Below are 14794 nucleotides of genomic sequence, written 5' to 3' on the forward strand. Positions count from 1 at the left end.
CTGGATTTCAGGCAAACGACTGATAACGTGCCCTCGCATCGATTATTGTTTGCAACACGTCAGTTCAGAATATCCATTGGAGCGCGCTATTGGTCATTCCATTTCACGTTCGGGAAATGCTTCAACGCATTAAAGCACGATTTGATGCCGATCAGATACCTCAGCAGATGGCGCCCAATGACGCCGAGTTTGCGGCACTGCGCCCTTCGCGCAAACCGACCAAAGAGATGGTCTTGCGTTTTTGGGACAAGTTGAAAGCCACCGCCAGCGCAGAAGATCAGGCACAGATCGCCGATCCGGCGACCATCGAAAACGCCGAAACCTATGGCTCCAATATTGAGAATTTTATCGGGACGGTAAAACTGCCAATCGGGGTTATCGGCCCCCTTCGTTTGAACGGGATGAACGCAAACGGCGATTTTCATGTCCCATTGGCCACAACCGAGGCCGCGCTGGTCGCCTCTTATGCCCGGGGCGCATATGCGGCCACCCGGTCGGGCGGTATCAGCACGGCTGTTTTGTACGAAGGTGTATTGCGGACCCCGGCATTTGTGTTCGAGAGCCTGCTGAAGGCCGGGCAATTTGTCGATTGGGTTGTGACACATGTCGACATGCTCCAATCCGTGGCCGAAGCAACAACCCGCCATGGCAAACTCGTTTCGCTGGAACCCTTTATTGACACCAACGTTGTCTTTCTGATCTGCCGCTACACCACAGGCGACGCGGCGGGTCAGAATATGGTGACCATCGCCACCGACGCGTTGTGCCACGCCATCGCGGACAACTGCCCGGTCGGGATCGAAAACTGGTATATCGAAGGGAATTTCTCGGGCGATAAGAAGGCCTCGGCACTGGGGCTGGTGACAGGGCGCGGGCGCAAGGTCAGCGCCTCGGTCACCCTGCCCGCTGAGATTGTCGAAAAGACGCTGGGAACCACGGTCGACGCGATGCTCAACTATGGGCGTGTCGCCAATCTTGGGGCGCATCTGTCAGGCCAGTTCGGCGCGCAGGCGCATTATGCCAACGGCTTGGCTGCCTTCTACATCGCGACCGGTCAGGACGCGGCTTGCGTCGCGGAAAGTGCGATGGGTGTTACCCGGATGGAACCGAACGGAGAGGACCTTTTCTGCTCGGTCACGCTTCCGAACATATTGGTCGGCTCGGTCGGTGGTGGCACCGGCCTGCCAAGTCAGTCGGCGGCGTTGAACATATTGGGTCTCAGGGGCAGCGGCTGTGGCACGGCGCTGGCCGAGGTTGCTGCAGCCACATGTCTTTGCGGTGAAATCTCGATCGTTGCGGCAATTGCCGCGGGTCATTTCACCCGGGCCCATGAAAGTCTGGCCCGCCAAAGATGAGTTATCTGAACCGGCTTTGGATTTATCAATCCGAGCGCTTTCCGCTGAAAAAAACCGTCCCCCTGCTGCTGGTGTTTTCCGCAGCCAGCATCTGCGTGTCCGCCCGTCTAGCAGACCGCCCCCTGCCCGAATGGCCCGCTTTTGCCGCTGGTTTTGTACTGGCCATGGCACTGTTCTTTCAGATGCGGGTCTGTGACGAGTTCAAGGATATCGAGGATGACCGGCGGTATCGGCCCGACAGACCGATCCCGCGCGGCCTGGTGTCACAGAGAGAAGTTCTGAACCTGGGTATGCTGACCATCCCCTTGGCGCTTGCCGCCGCCTGGCTCTGGCATCCCTCGGTGTTGTGGCTCTTGGGCGTGGTCTGGGTCTGGTTGGCGGCAATGACCATGGAATTCGGCGTTCCCGCCTGGCTGAAGGCACGACCGATCCTTTACCTGCTTAGCCATATGGCGATCATGCCGCTGATTGATCTGTTGCTGACCGGTCTGGAATGGCTACCGGCAGGCGGGGCCGCACCTTCGTTATGGTTGTTTCTGGCGCTGTCTTTCGTGAATGGCTGTGTTCTTGAGATCGGGCGCAAATTATGGGCTCCCGAAAACGAAATCGACGGGGTCGACACCTATTCGGGCCTTTGGGGGCCACGTCAGGCGGGGCGCATCTGGATGGGATGTGTCCTGCTGTCTTACACGCTTCTTGTCGGCACAGGCAGCGCCACCGGAGTGGGCTGGTCGACAGCGCTGATCGGCGCGCTTGCGTTGATCCCCTGCGGAGTTTCGATCTTTCGCTATTCTCAGGCGCCAACCGTGACAGCCCAGAACAGGATGGACACTGTGTCCGGCCTGTGGGTGTTTTTTTGCTACGCCACGGCTGGCTTCCTGCCCTTCCTGATTGGAACCGCCGCATGACATTCATCATCGCCCAAACAGATGCCAACGATGTCTCGGTTGTCGGTGGGAAAGCCGCGGCCCTGTCGCATCTGACTCAGCATGGATTTTCCCCGCCCGCGTTTTTTGTCATCACCAATGACGCGTTTCGCATGGGGCAATCCGGGCCCGTCGCGCAAAAGGGTCTGTCAGCTGCCGTCACTGCCGCGCTGAAAACACTTGGGCCCGGGCCTTATGCGGTGCGCAGTTCTGGCCGGTCCGAAGATGGCGTGGACCACAGTCATGCGGGGCAGTTTGAAACTGTTCTGAATGTACCGGGCAAAGGTGTAATCGCGGCAGCCAAGCAGGTGTGGCAATCGGGGTTCTCGGCAACGGTCGAAACCTACCGCGCTGTCAAATCCGGCGGCGAGGCCGAACCCCCAGCCATCATCGTCCAGCGTATGATCGATGCCAAAGCAGCAGGCGTCGCCTTTTCCGCCGACCCGGTCAGTGGCAGGCGCAATGTGGTGGTGATTTCTGCCATTGATGGGCTTGCAGAACAGCTTGTGTCAGGTGAAGCGGACGGAGAGGACTGGGTCATTGACGCAAAAGGCGGGTTGATAGACGCACCTGATACGCCCGCATATTTGACCGTGCCCGAGGCACACTCGATCGCGGCCCTTGCCCAAAAGGCCGAGGCGCTGTTCGGTTCCCCGCAGGACATCGAATGGGCCATTGATGCACAGGGCCTGCATATTCTGCAGGCCAGACCGATCACCACGGCCCTGCGCCCTGCACCGCTCGACGATCAGACGCTGACCATTTTCGACAATTCCAACATCGTCGAAAGCTATCCGGGCATCGTCAGCCCGCTGACTTATTCTTTTGCGCTGCATGTGTATTCTCAGGTCTATCGCGCATTCGTCAGGCTGTTGGGTGTCCCCCGGCACACGGTCGCCGGGAACCCCACCGTATTTGACAACTTGCTGGGGCGGGTGGACGGGCGCGCCTATTACAATCTGATCAACTGGTATCGCGCGCTGGCGCTGTTGCCGGGGTTCTCGCTGAACCGCGACTATATGGAAACGATGATGGGCGTTTCCGTGCCGATGCCGCGTGAGGTCACGGATGCCTTGGCTCCGCCCCCCGCCACCGGTTGGGGCAAGGTCGTGGAATACGCGAAACTGACCAAGGTTGCGGGCGGTCTGATCTGGCAGGCCATCCGCCTGCCGCGCACCCGACGAGACTTTTACCACCGGCTGAACGACATATTGCAGACGGGGCTGGATGTGGATGCCGCCAATGCCACCGAACTGGCCGCCGAATATCGTCGCATCGAAAGTACGTTGCTGGATCGATGGGATGCCCCGCTGATCAACGATTTTCTGTGCATGATTGCCTTTGGCGGCTCGCGCAATTTGCTGCAAAAGTGGCTGGGCGAGGACGGGTTGACCCTGCACAATGACCTCATGATCGGGCAAGGTGACATTGTATCGGCAGAACCCGCACAGCGCATCGCCCGGATGGGAGAGTTGGTTCGGCAGGCCGGGCTTACCGAACCTTTAAAGGCCAACGCGCATCTTTCGGTTTTGTCAGGGCACCGGCCCATCGAAGTCGAGGTTGATGCGTATCTTGAGAAATTCGGCGACCGGTGCACGGAAGAGCTCAAACTGGAAAGCGTTCCGTTGCGGGATGACCCGACCAGTCTTTTGCTGGCTATAGCCGCCAGCGCCGAACGTCCGCCCGTAGTGCGACAGGAGGGCGCTGAAACCGACTGGAAGGCGCTCTTTCCGTCAAATCCCGTCAAACGGTATTTAGCTAAATGGATTCTGAGCTGGACCAAGGCGCGGGTGCGCGACCGTGAAAACTTGCGTTTTGAGCGCACGCGCATCTTTGGTTATGCCCGTCGTGTGTTTTTGGGCATTGGCCGGGAATTTGCCGCCCGCGATCTGCTTTCGTCGCCAAGGGACATATTTTTCCTGACAACGCCCGAAGTTCTCGGCGCGGTTGAGGGCTTTAGCCTGTCACCAGACCTGAAAAGCATAGTCGCGCGGCGCAAACACGAAGATGAGGCCGCGGCCCGACGCCCCGACCCGCCGGAGCGTATCGAAATTCGTGGTCCCGCTATCGCGCCGGTCTGGTCCGACAACGCAGAAACCGAGGTGGACGCAGCGCGTGTGAAACACGGCACAGGGTGTTCCGCAGGGCAGATCAAGGCGCGCGCGCGGGTGATCCGCGACCCGCGCACCGAGGCCCTGAACCCCGGCGACATTCTGGTCGCCCGCCATACCGACCCTGGCTGGATCGCCGTGTTTTCAAACGCCTCCGCAATCGTTGTCGAGCGGGGATCGCTGTTGTCGCATTCGGCTATTGTTGCGCGCGAACTGGGTATTCCCTGCGTGGTCGGTCTGAAAGGTGCCACGCACTGGATCGAAGATGGCGAGGTGATCCGGGTCGACGGGGCAAGCGGCGCGGTGGAGCGGTGCGATGGGTAGCAGCGAGATTGAGAGCAAAGCGGATTTCGACCACATCCGCTATGCCCAATTGTGGGAGGACGCAGATGTCCTCACCTCTGCCCTGGGCGACTGCGCCGGTAAGACATTGGTCTCCATCTGCTCGGCCGGGGACAATGCGCTGGCGATGCTGACGCTCGATCCTGCGCGCGTTGTGGTTCTGGACTTATCCCCGGCCCAAATCGCCTGTCTCAACCTCAGGGTCGCCGCCTATCGGGCGCTGTCCCACCCCGAATTCATCGAGCTCACAGGCTCGCGTCCCAGCACCCGGCGGGGTGCATTGCTGAGCCGCGTCTTGAACGCCACAGATGACCAAACACGCGCCTTTTGGCAGACCCTGGAAAGGGATGTCAAAAAATACGGTATCGGCGGTGTCGGCAAGTTCGAACGCTATTTTCGCATCTTTCGAACCTGGCTGCTGCCGCTTGTGCATTCTCGCCGAACCCTTGACGCAGTGTTTGTCCCCCGCCCGCCTGCCGAGCGACAGGTTTTCTTCGACACAAGGTTCAACACGGTCCGATGGCGGATATTGCTGAACATCTTCTTCTCTCGTTTTGTCATGGGGCGTATGGGCCGCGACAGTGCGTTCTTTGACCATGTCGATGGCAGCCCCGCCCAGCATGTGGCGCGTCGCATCCGTCACGCGGGTGTGGATACAGATCCTTCGCAAAACCCCTATCTACATTGGATTCTCAAGGGCGATCACGGCGAGGCTCTGCCAATGGCGTGGCGCCCCGAGCATTATGAGACGATCCGATCCCGGCTGGATCGTCTGGATATCCGTCTTGGGTCGCTTGAGGCGTTTGTGTCGACCGGCGAAAAGGCCAGCGGCTTCAACCTGTCCGACATTTTCGAATACATGTCCCCTGAAACCTTCCCGCAGGTCTATAGCTCTATCCTGGCCGCCGCCGAGCCGAACGCCCGGCTGGTTTATTGGAACATGATGGCACCCCGGCGTGTCGCCCCGGAATTCAGCGACAGAGTCATCACTCTGACCGACATCGAAATGCAGCAGAAAGCCCGTGACATGGCTTTTTTCTATTCCGATTTCGTCGTCGAAGAGGTTCAGGCGTGACCGTAGCCGGGCAAATCCTGCTCGCAGCAGGGTCCGTGCTGGCCCTGATCGGCGTCATGATGGGCATACGCCATCTGGCCCGTACAGCAGGCCTGAGCCCCGAAGTGCAACGCAAGCTTATGCATGTCAGCACCGGCCTGTTCGCGTTGCTCCTGCCCTGGCTCTTTCCCGATCGCTGGCCGGTTTACATGCTGATCGCGGCCACAAGCCTGGTGATGCTGGTGCTGCGCCTGCCGCGTTTTTCATCGGGCCTGGGCGCGACTTTGCATGGTGTGGACCGCACCTCCTACGGTGACTTTCTGCTCGCCCTCTCGGTTGGGCTGTGCTTCCTGTTGGCAAGGGACACCACGCTGTTCTACATCCTGCCAATCGCGGTTTTGACACTGGCGGATGCTGCCGCGGCCCTTGCCGGAACCACCTATGGAACCAAACGCTATGTCGTGGAAGATGGCGACAAGAGCCTGGAAGGCTCAGTGGTGTTTTTTGTCGTAACCCTATTGGTTGCGATCATCTGCTTTTTGTTCCTGTCGACACTTCCTCCCTCAAACATCCTGATGCTGTGCCTTATGGTTGCGGCATTTGGCACATTGGTCGAGGCGCAAAGTTGGCGGGGGTTTGACAACCTGTTCCTGCCGCTTGGCCTGTTGATCTTTCTGAAAAGCCACTACTACAGCTCTTTGGCAGAGCTTGCTTTGTTGGCTGCCATGTTCTTTGCAGCCCTCGTCAGTTTCGGAGTGGTGGGCCCCAAGCTGGGCCTGACCAAACATGCAACCCGCGTCTATGTCGTCGCGGTCTTTTTGCTGTTGGCCGCCGCAAAACTGCAGAACACGGTATTGCCGATCATGGTTCTGGCCGCGCATCTCTGGGCGCGCACCGCGTCGCCCTGTGACAGCAAGTATCCCGATCTGGATATCGTGGCCGCGCTGGGGCTTTTGGGATTTGGCTGGCTTGCGGTCGGGAATGCAACCGGCTGGGATGCGGTTACCTTTTTTGGCCTCAGCGCAATGGGGTTGACCATGGGACTGACGGCCCTGGCGCTGAGGTCCGTTCCCTTTGCCATACCCCTTGCTGCGGTTGCCCTGTTTTTCATTCGAACCTGGGTTGTTTCCCAGAATTCCCAGACGTCCAACTGGGCCGAGCCGTTGACGGTTTTGACTCTGTTTTTGCTAACTTGCACTGCCACCCTGCCGTTGGCCCGACCACACTGGTTCGAAAAGGACCGGGTGCTCAGGCTGACCCTGTTGGCCCTTGTCCCACCCTTGCTCTATTACATTTGGGCTGTTGCCGGATCGCTTGGCGCGGGGTTCGTTGCCGGAGCCGTTTCATGACCAAAGAGACCATCAAAACAACAGATGCAAAGCTGACCGTATATCTGAGCGGTCCGAACTGGGATGGTACTCCCGCCGCTACATTTGGCGATTTTTCGTGCAAAACACCCGAAGCCGGAGCCGAAATCCTGCGCAAAGGGATGGAACGTGTGCAAGACGCAGGTCTGGATCGCATCATCGGGCCGATGTCAGGCGATACCTGGCACAGTTACCGGTTCGTCTCGGACAGCGATGGGTCCGCGCCATTCCTGATGGAACCCACCAACAAACCGCATGAGCCTGAGGTGTTCCGATCCGCAGGATTCACCGAGATCAGCCGCTATTTCTCGGCCCGGGTGTCGCTGCAAGCTGCAGCCGGGTCAGCACCGCCGGAAAGTGACGGTTTCGTGGTGGAAGAGTGGGACGGAACAGACCCCGAGGCGCTGTTCCGTCAGGTCTTCGACCTGTCAACCCGCGCATTTTCCGGCAACGCGTTCTACAAACCGATATCCGAGGCAGATTTCCTGACCATGTATATGCCGGTTGTGCCGATGATGAAGCGCGAGCTGATCCTTTTTGCGCGCCGCCCTGACGGGACCTTGGCCGGGTTTCTGTTTGGCATTCCCAACTATGCCGAAGGCCCCAATCCGGCCTCGGCGATCCTCAAGACCTATGCAAGCCTCGAACCGGGCGCCGGGCGCCACCTGGCCCACCGGTTTCACAGGGCCGCGTTCAGCATGGGATACGACACCGCCATTCATGCGCTGATCCATGATGACAACACCTCTGCCGACCGCAGTGCAGCCGAAGGCGCCACGATTTTCCGTCGCTATTCCCTGCTGGGATGCAAGCTGAATGGCTGACCTGCTGTCCCACTTCGCCGCTGCGGTCGATCGGGATCCGGACCGGATCGCCATCGTGGATGGCAAAGGTCGCCAAATGACCTTTCAGGCCCTTCATAGGCGCGTTCAGCACCTGGCGGGCCGGTGGCAGGACAAGGGCATCCGGCCAGGGGATCGGGTGCTGTTGGCCATGCCCGTCAATGCGGATCTATATGCAAGCCTGGCCGCCCTTTGGTCGCTTGGTGCCACGGTTGTTTTGCCCGAACCCGCAATGGGGTTGTCCGGCCTGCGCCACGCCGCCCGGACAACAAAGCCCAAAGCCTTTTGTGCCGCGGGCCTGTATTCTTTGCTAAAGGTTCTGATTCCAGACCTCTGGACACTTCCCCTGCTGACCCCCGGAGAAAGTCAGCGCAAGCCAGCGGTACACAAGGTGCAGCCGGACGATACCGCCCTGATCTCTTTTACCTCCGGGACCACCGGCCAGCCCAAAGCCATACCGCGTTCGCATGCGTTTCTGATGGCGCAGCACGATGCCATCGCCCCCCTTCTCGACAGCGACAAGGCGGAACGCGATCTGGTTGCTTTCCCGGTGTTCACCCTGATCAATCTTGCGGCCGGGCGCACAAGCGTTTTGCCCAATTGGAGGCTCAGCAAGCTGGACCGTCTGTCACCCATGCAGTTGCAAAACTGGATTCGGGCACAACACGTCACCCGCGCCCTCATACCGCCATCACTGTGTGAAAAACTGGTTCAATCCTGCGATACCGGGCCTTTGCACACTGTGTTCACCGGTGGCGGCCCGGTGTTTCCAGACCTGGTGGAGGCCCTAAGAACCCGCCACAAGCTGTCGGTTATCTGCGTCTACGGATCGACCGAGGCGGAACCGATTGCCCATCTCAACGCCACCGACATCTCGGCACAGGATCACCACGACATGGCTGCCGGAAAGGGTCTTCTTGTTGGTCACCCGGTGCCCGAGGTCATGCTTCGCATTCGCGACGCTGAGATTCAGGTCGCCGGGGCGCATGTGAATGACGGGTACCTGGATCCAGCCCACTCAGAGGTAAACAAGATCAAGGAAGGTGACATCATATGGCACCGGACCGGTGACGCTGGTACGCTGGATGATGACGGGCGCTTATGGCTATGGGGGCGGGTCGGATCCGAAATCGAAGTCAGTTCAGGCACGCTGTTTCCCTTTGCGATTGAAGTTGCAGCGCAGCAATGGCCCGGCGTCGTTCGATCCGCATTGATCAACACCAAGGCAGGCCCCGTACTTTGCGTCCAGGGGTCCGCGGATCACCTTGAAGACTGGCGGAACTCTGCCCGTGGTTTTGGCGTTCCCACTGTGATTTCGGTAGCCGCTATCCCTATGGACAAGCGCCACGCCTCGAAAGTCGATCGCGCGAAACTTGAGGACATGATCAAAGCTTAGATCAGTCCTCACACGCGATGCGAGAGCAGAGCATCGAGCGATCCGGCGAGTTACACGACACTGATCGACGCGGACGTCAGGGGCACGGTCATCCGATACGCAACGCGGGCAGGTCTTTGCGGATCATGCTGATCCAGAGCACCCTACCTTCACAGTAGGACAGGCACATGTGCTTTGGGTATGCGCGCGCCGAAATGGCGGATCACCTCGCCCGAGACCCGTTGGCCCCATGCGATTGCTGTGGCCTGCGATTGGCCAACCAGCCGCGCGGTCAGGTATCCCGCATTGAACGCGTCCCCGGCACCGGATGTGTCGCGAATACCATCGACCTCAGGCGTCTCGACCGTTGTCATCTGACCTGACGCAAACGCCCTCACAGCGTCCGAGCCGTTTTTCACCACGATCTCGGTAACGCCCGCAGACTTTAGTCGCTCAACCGTCTGGATGGGCGAAACATCTCCCCATAAGGCATGCTCATCATCGAAACTGGGCAACGCAATGTCAGTGATTTGATTGTACCTCGCCAGCGTTTCGCGGGTTTCCTCTGCCGAAGCCCAAAGCCTGGGTCGGACATTCGGATCAAAAGAAACCAATGCACCATCCGAACGCGCCTTGGCCAGCACGTCCCACAACACATCTCGCGCCTTGGGGGACAGGATGGCCAATGTAATTCCCGACAGGTGGATCAAGCCGACGCCTTGTACAACCTGACACAGCCAGTCCGGATCCTCTGCCAGAAGCCGTGCTGCCGATGCATCACGCCAGTACTGAAAACTGCGTTCGACCCCATCCAGTTCGATCATATAAAGACCCATGGTGCGGTCATCGACACGGCCGATCACGTCGGGGTTAAGCCAGTCTTCCTGCACCTGCTGGACAAACGCCGCCGAGACCGCATCAACACCTACCTTTGTTGCGAAGCCGACAGGCGCGGTATCGCCAAGCAGTTGCGCCATATGCCAGGCCGTGTTGAACGTATCGCCCGCAAAGCCACGCTTATAGGTCCCGCTGCCCAGATCAGCCATCTCGATCATCGCTTCGCCGATCGCGATCACTTTTTGGGATGAAAAACTCAGCACTTTGCGCCATCTCCACTGTCATCATCGTAGATCGCCCCGGTCAGCCAGGCGGGCCAATCGCGTTCAAAAAAGCTTTGGGCTTTTTCGTCAAACCGGCGAATGGGGCGTGTCGTAACCACGATGGTTTCGCCGTCCAGATGCACGATGAGTTGGTCGTTCTTGTCGGCCTCTCTTTCGGACCGAAACCGCGCCTCGGGTATCGGACCGTTGGCAGATTGTGGCAGAGCATCCCCGTCCAGATCGCATATCGCACGCGCGCCCCGGCTGCCGCCACCTTGCGAAACAAAGTGATCCAGAGCCGTCAGGACCGCCTCGGAGGCGAGGCCCATTTGCTGCCATTGCAACACGCGCCCGACCTCACTGTTGCGACGATAGGCGATACCGTCCTGACGGATGCTGCGGTTGAGCTGTTTTGCATCGGTCAGGGCAGATGACACCTGTTGAGGCACACACATGATACCCGCATGATCGCTCATCCGGGCCTGAACCTCATCCCGAATGGACGTTGCGGTTTGCCGGCTTTCGGGGTTGAGCGTGGCCTCAATTTCCGAAACGGCGGCGTCAAGGGCATGCCCGGTGTCGGTGGCTGACCCACCAAGGGCCACATCGCTGCCTGCGATATGTTCCGCCACGCGGGTCCCGAAAACCTGACCTGCATTCAAAGCCGACCCTCCCGGACGTGTCACACCATGGGTGCCTGCGGCCTCACCAATCGCATAGATGCCGGTGACATTTGTGCGGCCCCAAATATCCACGGCAATCCCGCCGTTCATATGTTGATTGTTAACGGCAAACTCCAAAGGATCTGCTGTGATATCAACTTTGTAACGTTTATACAGCTCAATCGCCAACGGGTTCATATGGCGCAGCCGATCAATCGGCAAGGCCTGATCCGCACCGGCGTTTTCAAGATAATTGCGCACGTCCTCATCCAGCCGCTCAAGGCTGAAGGGCTGATCTCCGGGGACAGGTAACAGGTTTCGGTTAAAGTCCAAAAAAACCCGCCGACCCATTTGGGTTTCCTTGAAAATGGCGAGATCGACCAGACTGCTTTGATGGTCCAGCATTCGGGTCGCGTGGAAAGGCCATTGGTAGCCTTTGCGGAAAATGTTCGACGCCATTTCCTGCGTGGTCCGGTAGTACCGGGGCAAGAAATGATGCTCAGCACCCGCGTCATCAACCGAATAGATATACGGTATGACCTGCACATACGTACCCGACAGGTTCCAGGGAAACCCCTCGCGGCGGGTGCCGATGCCGAACTGGCTTTCCGTGATGTTGGTCAGTTCCAGGCCCGCCTCAAGCGCCAGACCTAGGGATCCGAAACAGCCATTCGGAAAGACGCTGTCCCGGTAAAGCTCTCCGGGCCCTCCGGCAGCAAATGCGAGCGTGTTGCACCGAAATAGCGTCAGCCCATAGGGGTTCGTGTCCGAGCTGGCCTTAGGGCGAATTGCCAACAGGCCCACCACCCGTTTCCCCGCACCCTGCCCGGTTGTCAGTACCTTCACAGCGGTTGTGTGGTTGAAAAACGGGATGCCCAGGCGAATGGCCTCTTTGGCCAGAACCTGGACCATCAGTCGCGAGGTGCGCGGGCCACAACTGGTGGCGCGCCCGACCTCATCATGATCGGTTTGGTAGCGCAGCGTGCCGCCAAAGTGGTCTTGCGGCAAAGGAAGCCCGAGATATTGCAATGACGCCATGGCCCGGATTGACCCAACCGCTTCGATATAGGCCGTGTCTTCGTCCATGGCCCCACCTGCGCGGATCGAGGCCGCCATGTCCTGAAAATCATCGCCGTGATCTTTGGTGTTGGCCGTGTGCAATGTTTGCTTGTCCGAGCCGGAACAGGCCGAGGTTCCACCCCAAGCGCTCTGAGAGATGATCGTGACATCCACACCGCGGCGTTTGAGTTCAACCGCAGCACGCAGCCCCGCCGCACCGCTGCCGACAACAAGACTGCCGCAGGGCTGCACAGGTATTTCATACCCGCCCGCTATTTCGCAGGTCGATATCTCGGGCTCGGGGTTCAGGCGCGGCATCGCCACATCTGTCAGGGCATCGAGGATATGCTGGGGGACATTGACACTCACGGGTTTGTTTCCTCTGGCATATCAGTCGATATCGACCCAGTGTTTCAGCCGCGACGACTCCATGCAGGCATCTACAATCTGGCAAATATGGTGTCCCGCCTCAAAGGTCGGCCACATCGGTTGCCCGGTGGTGATCGACTTGATGACCTCGGCGGCTTCGATGATCTTGCTTTCGTTATAGCCCAGGGCGAAATTCGGCAACGGCAGGAACGCGCGGAAAGTTTCGTGTTCGGGGCCGACGTCAATCTCGCGATACCCGCGCCGCCCGGTTTTGTCATCATTGGAATAAAACCGAAGTCGGTTCACCTCGTCATAGGAATAGGCCAGGCTGCCCTTGGTGCCGTAAATTTCGTAACTCTGCTGGAACTTGCGACCGGTCGCGATGCGGCTGAAATCCACCAAACCCCGAGCCCCATTGGCAAATTTGCAGATGATATTCGTGCCGTCGGGATTGGTGATGGGTTCCCAGTTTTCATTGCCGGACAGGTTGGTAGCCTCGCCCATTCCAGAGCCATCTACAACCGGGCGTTTTTCGGTGACGATGTAATTGTCAGCGATTAGAGACTTCACGGGCCCGACCAGAAAATCCATGAAACTGAATACATGCGATCCGGTGTCACCGACAATCCCGGTGGGTGCAAGATCACCATTGGCGCGCCACATGTAAGGGGCCAACGGATCGCCAAAAACGTCGACATGCTGACAGCCTTTGAACAGGGTGATTTCTCCGATTTCACCACCCTCGATGATCTCTTTCGCCAGATCATGCACCGGGTTTCTGGGAAAAGCGTGGCCGACCCGGGTGATCAGCCCTTTTTGCGCAGCGATATCGGCAAGTTCGCGCGCCTGTTGAGCCGTGTCCGCCAGGGGTTTTTCGCAAAAGACGTGTTTACCGGCCAAAAGTGCTGCTTTGGCAACCTCATAGTGCATATTGTCCGGCAGGCAGATATCGACCAGATCGACCTCGGGGTCGGCTACGGCCTCCTGCCATTTCTGCAGAATCTTCGCCTCCGGCGCGCGATGGCGCAGATCGGGGTCGGCATCGGGGGTATTGACGACCACAGCCACCACTTTGGCAGTCCCGTTGCTGGTACCGAAGAAATGCGGAAAGGTCTGATACGCCATCGTATGGACCTTGCCCATCCAACCCGAGGCACCCAAAACCGCAACCTTGACTTCGTTCATTGCTGTTCCTTCCTTCTATGGTGCTGTTTGGCGATTGCTTGACGCACGTTCGACAAGCCGGACGCTACTGCGGGCGTGTTCGGCAGGCCTATCACCCGCCTTGACCCAATTCAGAACCTGCTCAGCGGTCGAGCGGGCAAATTCGGGGATGTTGCAGCACACAGACGACAGCGGTGGGGTACTGTCCTGGCAATCCTCGATATCGTCAAAGCCCACGACACGCAGACGCGTGCCCACCTCGACACCCAATTCGGCAGCACCTGACAAAACACCCAGCGCAACCATGTCGTTGAAGCAGATGGCCGCGTCGACATCGGGGTAGTCCGACAAAAGCCTCGACGCCATAGACTTGCCAAATGCCCGCGTGGATTCACCGGTCAGCACAAGAGGTGTCATACCGTTTTCCTTCAGCAGCGAAAGATAGCCGCTCATGCGTTCCTGTGTGACGGGCCGGCCCTCAAGCCCTCCCAGAAACGCGATGCGTTTGCAGCCGGATCGCATCAGATGCTCGGTCGCCAGCCGACTTCCGCGTTGATAGTCCGGTGCAAAGAACGGCAATACCGGGCTCTCGCCATCCAGGCTTCGGAAAACCTGAAAGCTCGGGATCCCCGATGCCTCCAACAGCGCCAGCGTTTCCGTTTCATTGCCATAAGCCGGAGAGATCACCAGCCCGGAAACGCCGTGTTCGGCCAGGGTCGAGATCATTTGCAACTGCAACTGCGGGTCTTCGTCGGTATTGGCCAGAACAGTGGCGAACCCATTCTGCGCCAGCTCCATCTGAAACAGTGCAGCGAATTCGGTAAAGAACGGGTTGCGCAGGTCGTTGATCACCAGCCCGATTAATCCGGATGAAGCAGAGCGCAAGGTTGCGGCCGACCGGTTGTAGACATAGCCGATGTCTGCAATCGCCTGCCGGACGGCATCGCGGGTTTCGGCCTTGACCGCATCGCTGCGTTGCAACACCAAACTGACGGTCGATTTCGAAACGCCCGCCTTTTTGGCGACATCCAGAATGGTTGGTCTGTGTCCCATGCTACCTGTTGCGCC

The 14794-nt window shown here is 58.9% G+C and carries 11 protein-coding genes; 7 read left to right on the forward strand and 4 right to left on the reverse strand.

Translation table 11 applies throughout. The features are described 5' to 3' along the window. The first annotated feature begins 116 nt into the window (after positions 1–116). The 7 genes from ACR0AG_RS01795 to ACR0AG_RS01825 are packed head-to-tail and all read left to right on the forward strand — an operon-like array spanning position 117 to position 9393. Positions 117–1355 carry a hydroxymethylglutaryl-CoA reductase gene (locus ACR0AG_RS01795; RefSeq protein ID WP_480835826.1) on the forward strand — a complete coding sequence of 413 codons (1239 nt, stop codon included), beginning with the start codon at positions 117–119 and terminating at the stop codon, positions 1353–1355. Beyond that, a complete protein-coding gene (locus ACR0AG_RS01800; protein WP_480835829.1) occupies positions 1352–2263 on the forward strand; it encodes a UbiA family prenyltransferase in 912 nt (303 codons plus the stop codon). Before ACR0AG_RS01795 ends, ACR0AG_RS01800 begins: the two co-directional genes overlap by 4 nt. Beyond that, positions 2260–4716: a PEP/pyruvate-binding domain-containing protein gene (locus ACR0AG_RS01805; protein ID WP_480835832.1), complete on the forward strand. Its 2457-nt coding sequence runs from the start codon at positions 2260–2262 to the stop codon at positions 4714–4716. The genes ACR0AG_RS01800 and ACR0AG_RS01805 overlap by 4 nt, the downstream gene beginning before the upstream one ends. Beyond that, on the forward strand, positions 4709–5809 hold the full coding sequence (locus ACR0AG_RS01810) for a BtaA family protein (RefSeq protein WP_480835834.1): 1101 nt from the start codon (positions 4709–4711) through the stop codon (positions 5807–5809). Before ACR0AG_RS01805 ends, ACR0AG_RS01810 begins: the two co-directional genes overlap by 8 nt. Continuing rightward, positions 5806–7137 carry a hypothetical protein gene (locus ACR0AG_RS01815; RefSeq protein WP_480835836.1) on the forward strand — a complete coding sequence of 444 codons (1332 nt, stop codon included), beginning with the start codon at positions 5806–5808 and terminating at the stop codon, positions 7135–7137. The genes ACR0AG_RS01810 and ACR0AG_RS01815 overlap by 4 nt, the downstream gene beginning before the upstream one ends. Next, complete coding sequence (locus ACR0AG_RS01820; protein ID WP_480835838.1) at positions 7134–7979, forward strand: hypothetical protein; 846 nt, start codon at positions 7134–7136, stop codon at positions 7977–7979. The genes ACR0AG_RS01815 and ACR0AG_RS01820 overlap by 4 nt, the downstream gene beginning before the upstream one ends. Then, positions 7972–9393, forward strand: coding sequence for an AMP-binding protein (locus tag ACR0AG_RS01825; RefSeq protein WP_480835841.1), 1422 nt, complete (start codon positions 7972–7974; stop codon positions 9391–9393). The genes ACR0AG_RS01820 and ACR0AG_RS01825 overlap by 8 nt, the downstream gene beginning before the upstream one ends. 149 nt (positions 9394–9542) lie before the next feature. Here ACR0AG_RS01825 and ACR0AG_RS01830 read toward each other — a convergent pair whose 3' ends face one another. Genes ACR0AG_RS01830 through ACR0AG_RS01845 form a run of 4 tightly spaced genes read right to left on the reverse strand, consistent with a single transcriptional unit; the run spans position 9543 to position 14779 of the window. After that, positions 9543–10448, reverse strand: coding sequence for a sugar kinase (locus tag ACR0AG_RS01830; RefSeq protein WP_480835843.1), 906 nt, complete (start codon positions 10446–10448; stop codon positions 9543–9545). Positions 10449–10465: 17 nt separating this feature from the next. Beyond that, on the reverse strand, positions 10466–12562 hold the full coding sequence (locus ACR0AG_RS01835; protein ID WP_480835846.1) for an FAD-binding protein: 2097 nt from the start codon (positions 12560–12562) through the stop codon (positions 10466–10468). Between the two features lie 21 nt (positions 12563–12583). Continuing rightward, on the reverse strand, positions 12584–13747 hold the full coding sequence (locus tag ACR0AG_RS01840; RefSeq protein WP_480835849.1) for a Gfo/Idh/MocA family protein: 1164 nt from the start codon (positions 13745–13747) through the stop codon (positions 12584–12586). 15 nt (positions 13748–13762) lie between these two features. Beyond that, the gene (locus ACR0AG_RS01845; protein ID WP_480835852.1) at positions 13763–14779 is read right to left on the reverse strand and encodes a LacI family DNA-binding transcriptional regulator; all 1017 of its coding nucleotides are present in this window, start codon (positions 14777–14779) and stop codon (positions 13763–13765) included. Positions 14780–14794 lie beyond the last annotated feature (15 nt).

This window comes from Ruegeria sp. H6, from assembly GCF_056532975.1.